This is a genomic window from Bifidobacterium sp. RTP21102st3_E2_RTP21102_210122, from assembly GCF_040916945.1.
GTDB classification, from domain to species: Bacteria; Actinomycetota; Actinomycetes; order Actinomycetales; family Bifidobacteriaceae; genus Bifidobacterium; species Bifidobacterium longum.
Genome location: NZ_JBCPAN010000010.1, coordinates 22870 through 30974, shown reverse-complemented (window position 1 = coordinate 30974; position 8105 = coordinate 22870). Strand labels below are relative to the sequence as shown.

Sequence of the window (8105 nt, the reverse complement as noted above, 5' to 3'; positions counted from 1 at the left end):
CAGGGTGTGGGAGAGTAGCACGCCGCCGCATCACACGTACAGGAAGCCCCTCGGAGCACACGCCCCAAGGGGCTTTCCCCATATCAGGACACCCGCGCGTCGGGGTGTTTCTCGCGTCCTTGGGCCTTAGCGTCTCGGATCTCCCCCGGTCCGCCGCGCGGACGGCTCCCCCTCAAAGAGGGGAGCCAGAAACCTCTTGGGCCCCGACGGGATACTCCTGCCGGGGCCCAGTGCGTTTTGGGCGGCAACCCGCTGAATACCCGGTAAGATGGCTGAGGTATCAACATACAGGCCAGGAGGTGACGCGCATGGTGGCGCCAAGCCGTGATGACCGTAGCGTAGATGCATTGGTGAAATCCAAGGCAGTACTTGATGTATTGGCGGAACTGGGACCAAGCACTGCAAAAACCATAAGCGAACGTACTGGTGAACCCGTAAGCTCAACGTATCGTTTGCTGGATAATCTCGCCGCAGTCGGTTGGGTGGAACGCGGCATCAATCGTGGCGAGTATCGGCTTGGCATCGATTGCGTACGTATCGGCGGCCAAATCGAAAGCAGACTGGACATTCAGCAAATCGCTCGCCGTACCTTCCGCGCCCATCGTGGCCAGTTCGGCATCTGGGGTCTGTTCGTTCGGAGGCGATTGCGCACGGTGTGTATCGAGACACGCACCCGTGAGGCATTGCAAAGCTATGCACAGCTGGTGGGCAATAGCTTGCCTCTGAGCATGAGCGCTCCCTCTCATGTACTGACGGCCTGGCTTCCCCCGGCTCGCTACGAGCAGCTGTTGGAACACTATGCCTATAACAACGAGCTCGGCGGCACATTCTCCACGATGCGTACCACAGCAATGGGACAGGCTCGTCATATACGTGAATGCGGCTTCACCTATGACGTCGGCCAGACCATGGCCGGCTCCGTGACTATCAGCGTACCGGTATTCAATCACGCCGGAGAGATTCAAGCGGCAATCGCCCTGAGTAGCCTTTCCCGCTCCTTGGAACCTGAGCTGGCCTGTCTGGTAGATGGGAAACCGGCAACGGCATCGGCTCAAGACATGGTGCAATTGGTGCAGACTGCCGGCCGCGAGGTGTCGCGAGGCCTTGGATACAGTGGTGATTATCTTGGCCTGAACAGTTGAATACGATGAGGCAGATTCTAGTGGTGGTTGCAACACCTGAGGTTTGAGCGGCTTTCCATGGTCACGTTGTCGGTTGTTGAGGTTATCACGCGGCGTCGAGCAGTTCGATGATCTTCTCGCTTGGTTTCATGAACCCGAGGGTTTTGCGTGGCCGGTCGTTGAGTTCCTCGGCGACCGCGTCGAGGTAGTCCTCCGGGTAGACGGATAGGTCGGTGCCTTTGGGGAAGTACTGGCGCAGGAGCCCGTTGGTGTTCTCGTTGGTGCCGCGCTGCCACGGGGAGTGCGGGTCGCAGAAGTAGACGGCCATGTCCAGCGAGGCGCCGATCCGTTTGTGCAGGGCGAGTTCCGCTCCCTGGTCCCAGGTCAGGCTGTTGCGCAGGAGTTTGGGCAGGTGCTGCATCTTGTCGATGATGGCCTGCTGGACGTGTTCGGCGTCGTGCCCGTCGGGCAGGTGCAGCAGGATCGTGAACCTGGTGGTGCGCTCGACGAGCGTGCCGATGGCGCTTTTGTTGCGGCTGCCGGTGATGAGATCGCCCTCCCAGTGGCCCGGGACCGCCCGGTCCTCGATCTCCGGGGGTCGCTCCGAGATCATGGCCATGGGTTCGCGGAAACGGGGTTTGCGGCCTTGGCCGCCTTGGGGTCTGCGGGCGGTTCGCCCCTGCCTCATGGCGCGTTTCAGCTCCTGCTTGAGTTCGCCCCTGGCCTGCAGGTAGATGGCCTGGTAGATCGTCTCGACGCTCGCGTGCATATCCCCATTATCCGGGAAGTCCAGCCTCAGCCGGTTGGCTATCTGCTCCGGGCTCCAATGCCTGCGCAACCCGGCGGCGATCTCGTCCCACAGTCGCGTGCCCTCGGCCGCCTTGCGCGGTTTGGGGCGTTTGAGCCGGTCCGCGGCCTTCTGCTGGGCGCGGCAGGGCTCGTAACCGCCGGACTCGGGATTCCTGTTGCGCTCGACCTCGCGGCTGACCGTGCCGGGGTCGCGGCCCAGCAGGCGGGCGATGGCGCGGATCGAATCGCCCAGACGCAGACGGTCCGCGATCTGGATGCGCTCCTCCTGGCTCAGGTAGCGCGGATGGAGGGTCTTGGGTTTGTCCATGGTGGAACGATACCAGTCCACCAGGGGTTTCTCGTTCCTTCCCGTGGCGCGCGTCCTGCCGTTGCGCCACGCCTTGCCGGTGCGTTTCGAGACGCCGACCGCGTGCGCGGCCTGGGTGAAGTTCATGCCTTCCTCGTCCAGCAGGCGCACGTACTCGGCGCGTCTCGCCTCGCACATCAGCTTCCTCGTCGGATATTCGACGCCGTTGAACGTCCAACGGTGTTCCCCGCCACGGTCTTCGTTTCGGTGGCTTCTGGTCACCTGACCCTCCTTGCGGTAGGTCAGGTGTTGCAACGATCACTAGAACCCGCCTGAGTCAGGGATAAGTCAGGGGGGGGGAAAAAGGAACGTCGGCGATGGCGGAAGACAAACGTGAACCGACCCGCGCTTTAGACAAGGCGAGTCGTGTGATGGACGCATTGGCGGCGGAGAATGGCCTGTCTCCGGCAGATATCGCCGACGCCTGTGATATCCCGCGATCCTCCGTATACCGTGTGCTGGATGGACTGGTCGATGTGGGGTGGGCCGTAACGGATACGGATGGCAACTACTCATTATCGCTGGACTGGCTGCGATTGGCTGATGCCGCTCGCACGTCTCGTACCGAATGGCAGCCTGCGATTGCGGTCATGCATGCCATCACCGCGCAAACCGGCATGACCTCATTCCTCAGTGTGGTCTCCGGCACTGAATTGGTATGCGTGGAATGCGCGCAAGGTCATGCCATCGATTCGCTGATCCTGCGCCCGGGCCGCGTGCTGCCTCTACATGCTGGCGCGGCCGGCCGCGTGGCCTTGGCGTATTTCGAGGATGCCGATGTCGAACGCTATCTTGCAGGAGCGCCGTTCCCGGCATATAACGAGAACACGCTGGTCAGTGTGGAACAGTTGCGCGAGGATATTCGCTTGACTCGCGAACGTGGATATGCACTGTCGGATGAGGATGTGACGTTGGGTGTCGGTGCCGTTGGTGTACCGATTGTGGACAACGAGTCCGGTCGCGTGATCGCCAGCCTGTCCGCCGGTGGATTCGTGGACGAAGTGTTAGCCACTCAAGAATCCTTGGCCGCGTTACTGCACGATGGCGTACACGAGATTCAGGCAGCCTGATTCGGCCCGCTAGGCTGTCGGGCTGGACGGTTATGCCCGGTCAGCTATGGCCTTTGCCGGCTACGGTTCTGCTGGTTATGCTTCTGCCCGACTACGCTGCGGTCCGCTGCGCTTCGGCCACACGACCCAGCGCGATGGCGGTGATCAGCACGTACGCCTCGCGCGGGTCGGTGGCATCCCAGCCGGTGGATTCGGCGGCGCGCTTCAAACGGTAGCGGATCGTATTGGGATGTACGTTGAGCTCCTTGGCCGTGGTCTCGAGCGAACCGCCGAACTTCAGGAATGTGGAGACGGTGAGCAGCGTCGGATCATCCGGGCCTGCTGCTGTCAGGCTTCCGTAGACCACGCGGACCAGTTCGTCACGGGCGTCCGCGTCGCCGATCAACGCACGTTCGGGCAGGGCGTCGTCGGTGCGTAACGGGCGCGGCGATGGCTGCACGGTGGCGGCCAGAGCCGGCGCGGCCTGAAGACAGTAAAGCGTGGCCTGAATCGAACGCATCGCGCCATCGGCACCGGTACGCTGCGGACCCAAGGCGATTGGCCGATCGGCGGCGAACGACGGGTCGATGGTATTGCAGATGATTTCCGGCGTGGCCGCACCGACCGGACGAATCAACGCCACTACGGCGGTGCTGTTGCCGATCGGGCGCTTGGCGGTCAGACACACACCGCCGAAATCGGCTACGATTTTCTCGATTTCCTTGGCCGTACGTGCGGCGGACCGGGCAGGGTATCCGGCGATGGCGTAACAATCGAAGTCATGCTCGAAGCCGAGGATGGTGAACAGGGACTCCACTCGTTCGTCGGCCAGATGATTGAACAGGCACTCGAACAGCACGGTGCGTACGCGGTTGGTCGCGGCGATGCCGGGTGCGGACGAATCGGCAACGTCGGCAGCAAGAAGTTCGAGAAAATCTGACATAGTCACTAGTGTAGCGTCGCTGATTGGCGTTGCCTTTCAGCCAAAGACTCTCGCCAATACGTCAGCACCACGAATCCGAATACAAACGCAACCGGCAACATGTGCCGCTCGAAATTATTGGCCGGCGCGGTGATCATCACGCCCATCAGCAGTAGCAGCGGAATATGGGTCATGAGGGTGAGCCAACGTCGGCGAATCACCTCGGCCGCGCCGATCAGCAATGTCATCACCACGTAGAAATTGCCGTGCGTAGGCCAGCCGAGTACGGGAATACCGCCCCATACGCGAGTGAAGCCGGCGATGTGCTCACGCCAGTCATGGTTGTAATCCTTGATCCATGTGGAGTTTTTCTGCACGTAATCGCTGGTCACGTAATAATCCATCGATACGTACGGCTGATCGTTCACATTGAAGTATCCGAAGCATTTGGCCAGCAACGCATCCAGCGCGATGATTGGATTGTCCTTGACGATTTCGAACCATGCCTTGTTGAAATTGGTCATATCCTCGGGCGTCACCGTGCGCCACTTGTAGCTGACCTTCTTGGCCTGAATGCCGGAGGATTTCACCGGGTCGGCGTCCTGCTGGGAGTAAGCGTCGGCCATCTGATCGAGATTGAAGACGGGCGCGAGGTTCTTTTTGGCTTCGTCTGAAATGCCGTCCGGATTGCGCTGGGCCACGCGGGCGATCATTTGCAGCTGTACGCCGCGGCTTTCGATTGGGTCGCCGCCGATGATCGCGCCAGAGGAGATGGCGAAGGAGATGCCGCCGTGAATCAGTACGGTGGGGATGAGCAGCGCCACGACGTAAGTCGCCCAGCGCTTGCGGTCGGCGATCAGAGCCAGCACGATTTGTAGGGCGATGATGTACCACGCATATTTCGCGGAAATCAGCATTACCGACGTGGCCAGGATAAAGGCGATGAAACTGTGACGCGGCAAGTGGACGGGCGTGGCGATGGCAGGGGTCTGAGGATGTTTGCGGGTGCCGGCGGGGTGCCAGGTCTGGACGAGTTCATACCAGACGCTGAACCACCAGACGAACGAGAACGCGAACAGCGGCGATTTGGTGATGGAGATAGTGGAAAACACGGCCAGCGGGCAGACCATAAAGAACAGCAGAATCAGGAATCGAGCCAATCCTCCGGCCTGTGGGGGAGCGGCGGAATCCGTTGCCGTTTTTCCTATCCAAGGCCGGTTCAGGAATCGATTGGCGGCGGCAGCGCAGCAGAACACGGCGAACAGCGTCTGCAGGGCAGCCAACGTCACGATACCGGCATCGTTTGAGCCGGTCAGATGCCTCGCAAACGTGACCATCGCGCCATAGAACACAGTGAGTACCACATTGTGCTGGTCGGTCAGATACGTGGGATCGGACGGCCACATGTAGTGCGCAGTGGGGTAGATGTCCATCGGCACGAAGGAGAAGAAGCCGATATAGGGCTGTTTCAGGCCGGTCCACTGGTTCCAGGCCCAGCTGAATTCACGGATCTGTGAGCGGAGGTCCGCACCGAATGCGGCCAGCAGAGTGGTCGGCACCCAGAGCCAGCCGACAAAAAACACCAGCATAAGCTTCCAGAACCGGTTCGTGCCGCGTGTGATCCAGCGGTCCAGAACAGTGACGGTGGACGTGACGATAGCGCGAACGGTACGACGGGTCTTGGCTGGTTGGCTGGCCTGCTGATCGGCGGCGGGCCGTGATGTTTCGCTATTCCGCTGATGTTGACGTAGTCGCTCGCCGATAGCCCTCGGCAGTATGCGCTGGCCTGCTGCGAATCGCACCATCAGCGTGATGATTCCGAGATATATCAGGAATGACACGACGAATATTGCGGTATTGGCCCAGTTCCAATGGGCGAGGGTGCCGTTCTCCTCGTCCCAGTACAGCGGGCCGACCGCCGTGCACAGTGCAAGCCACAGGCCGGCCAGCACGGCCAGTGTCCAGCGCGCGGCAGCGCCCGCGCGCGCAAGATGCGGGTGGGACTGGCGGCTGGATACGGCGGCAAGCTTCGCGGTGGCTGGTGACGTCATGACAATATATGGTAGCCGCACAGGTCAACGGTTGATATTCGATGTCTGCCGGGCATCGCCATTGTTCGCAAGCCAATATGACGGCCGGGTGCATGCGTGGGGTCGGCGAATGCGGAATTTCCGAAGTTGTGAACGTTAACATGGGCTATGTGGGTGAAAATAGTTGATTTTGCGCGCTTTTCCATGGAATAACGCGGGCATATCGCGCCAAAATCGAGGTAACGTAGTGCCCATGATGATTGCGTTGAAAGCTGCAACGCCGCAGCTACCCAGAACTACAGCCGTCGCAGATCATGTGGTCGCCGTGGACGAAACCGATTCGACCAACGCGCTGGCCGTACAGATGATTGGCGACGGGTCGTTGACGTTGCCCGACCACCAGGATGGCGAACTGGCGGTGGCCGTGGTGGCCGCCGACCGGCAGACCGCCGGCCGTGGGCGCAATGGTCACAAGTGGGTCAGTCAGCCCGGCCGTTGCTCGACGATGTCCTATGCCGTGCGCATTCCGCGCGCGATCGCCACCGACGAATCCGTCAATGGCTGGCTGCAGATGATCGCCGGACTGGTCACGCTGGACGCCCTGAACGGCATGATCGAGGAATACGGTGCCGCGCCGAACCAGCCGGACTGCTCGCTGGAACTCAAATGGCCGAACGACGTGTTCTGCCACGGGCTCAAGCTGGGCGGGCTGCTCTCGGAACTGGTGATTCCGCCGTCGTCCGGTACCGGTACTGATGCTGATGCCGATGACGACGTCGTCATCGTGTTCGGCGTCGGCCTGAACCTGGCCTTGGGCGCCTGTCGGCTGCCCACGCCGCAATCGACCTCGCTGCAGCTGCATGTCTCCGGGCTGCCGTCGTTCGGCGAGATGCGCGATGCGGTGGCCGAACGTCAGGTCGAGGGCTTCCGCGAGCGGTTGGTGAAGTTCATCGCCGACCCGAAGGGCCAGGCCGAGTCGTTGCGCGAGGAGGTGAAGGCGGTGTGCTGGGCGCGCGGCCGTCAGGTCGAGGCGCACTTCACGGACGGCACCACGCTGACCGGCGAAGCCATCGGCCTCAACGAAGACGCCTCACTGATCCTGAGAACACAAGACGGCACGGACCATACGGTCCGCACCGCCGATGTGGGAGTGCTGTAATAGCCGGCCAGTAGCTAGCTAGTAGCTCAGGTCAGCGACCGAGCTTGGACAGGCCGGCGGCGGCCAGAGAGGCCACCACGGCCTTGATGGCGTCGCCAACCACGAAGCCCATGGAGGCCAGGGCCACGGCGGCGAGCGGCGCACCGGTCAGCGCGGACTGGATGACGAAGCCGAAGGCGTACACCACCACGACGCCGCCGACCAGCGCGGCCAGCAGGTAGCGGCCCGCGGTGCGCGCGGCGGCCGCGAAGGACGAAGTGTCGGACTTGCCGCGCAGCAGGGCGATGACCACCACACCCGGCAGGAAGCCGAAGAGGAAGCCGGCGCTCGGGCCGACCAGGGCCAGCGTGGAGGTGCCGCCGGCAAACACCGGCAGGCCGACCGCACCGGCCGCCAGATAGGTGGCGACGGCGGCGCCGGCCTGACGCCACGGCAGCATAAGACCGGCGAGCATCACCACGAACGTCTGCAGCGTGATCGGCACCGGCGTGCCCGGAATCGGAATCTCGCCGGCGGCCGCGGACAGCCACATCAGCACGGCGAACAGCACCGGCTTCCAGGATGCGGCGACGATACGACGGGCGAGCGATGTGGTGGCCGCAGCGGATGCGGTGGTGTGTGAAGTCTGCATATCAATGACCCCTATGTTGCGTGATATCGCCGTGAAC

7 protein-coding genes are annotated in these 8105 nt (G+C 62.1%); 3 read left to right on the top strand and 4 right to left on the bottom strand.

The window, feature by feature from the left end; genetic code table 11:
* Nucleotides 1-308: 308 nt before the first annotated feature.
* Nucleotides 309-1142: an IclR family transcriptional regulator gene (locus tag AB5287_RS09780; RefSeq protein ID WP_195261311.1), complete on the top strand. Its 834-nt coding sequence runs from the start codon at nt 309-311 to the stop codon at nt 1140-1142.
* An 85-nt stretch (nt 1143-1227) separates the two neighbouring features.
* On the opposite strand, the gene AB5287_RS09775 is transcribed toward AB5287_RS09780, so the two are convergent.
* A complete protein-coding gene (locus AB5287_RS09775; protein WP_047379359.1) occupies nt 1228-2499 on the bottom strand; it encodes an IS30-like element ISBlo4 family transposase in 1272 nt (423 codons plus the stop codon).
* A 95-nt stretch (nt 2500-2594) separates the two neighbouring features.
* Between AB5287_RS09775 and AB5287_RS09770 the strand changes: the two genes are divergently transcribed.
* Entirely contained in the window at nt 2595-3347 is a 753-nt protein-coding gene (locus tag AB5287_RS09770; RefSeq protein ID WP_032682771.1) for an IclR family transcriptional regulator, read from the top strand.
* Between the two features lie 91 nt (nt 3348-3438).
* On the opposite strand, the gene AB5287_RS09765 is transcribed toward AB5287_RS09770, so the two are convergent.
* Together AB5287_RS09765 and AB5287_RS09760 are read right to left on the bottom strand one after the other, a co-directional pair.
* Nucleotides 3439-4269, bottom strand: coding sequence for a helix-turn-helix domain-containing protein (locus tag AB5287_RS09765; RefSeq protein WP_010081380.1), 831 nt, complete (start codon nt 4267-4269; stop codon nt 3439-3441).
* A gap of 5 nt (nt 4270-4274) precedes the next feature.
* Entirely contained in the window at nt 4275-6299 is a 2025-nt protein-coding gene (locus tag AB5287_RS09760; RefSeq protein ID WP_007053764.1) for a DUF6020 family protein, read from the bottom strand.
* Nucleotides 6300-6531: 232 nt separating this feature from the next.
* On the opposite strand from AB5287_RS09760, the gene AB5287_RS09755 reads away from it, so the two are divergent.
* Entirely contained in the window at nt 6532-7437 is a 906-nt protein-coding gene (locus AB5287_RS09755) for a biotin--[acetyl-CoA-carboxylase] ligase (RefSeq protein ID WP_007052979.1), read from the top strand.
* Between the two features lie 31 nt (nt 7438-7468).
* Here the strand turns inward: AB5287_RS09755 and AB5287_RS09750 are convergent, their stop codons facing one another.
* Nucleotides 7469-8068 carry a biotin transporter BioY gene (locus AB5287_RS09750; RefSeq protein ID WP_007052980.1) on the bottom strand — a complete coding sequence of 200 codons (600 nt, stop codon included), beginning with the start codon at nt 8066-8068 and terminating at the stop codon, nt 7469-7471.
* Nucleotides 8069-8105: the final 37 nt, after the last annotated feature.

Coding starts and splice junctions, on each gene's coding strand:
- AB5287_RS09780 (WP_195261311.1), top strand. CDS start 309: ATGGTGGCGCCAAGCCGTGATGACCGTAGCGTAGATGCATTGGTGAAA.
- AB5287_RS09770 (WP_032682771.1), top strand. CDS start 2,595: ATGGCGGAAGACAAACGTGAACCGACCCGCGCTTTAGACAAGGCGAGT.
- AB5287_RS09765 (WP_010081380.1), bottom strand. CDS start 4,269: ATGTCAGATTTTCTCGAACTTCTTGCTGCCGACGTTGCCGATTCGTCC.
- AB5287_RS09760 (WP_007053764.1), bottom strand. CDS start 6,299: ATGACGTCACCAGCCACCGCGAAGCTTGCCGCCGTATCCAGCCGCCAG.
- AB5287_RS09755 (WP_007052979.1), top strand. CDS start 6,532: ATGATGATTGCGTTGAAAGCTGCAACGCCGCAGCTACCCAGAACTACA.
- AB5287_RS09750 (WP_007052980.1), bottom strand. CDS start 8,068: ATGCAGACTTCACACACCACCGCATCCGCTGCGGCCACCACATCGCTC.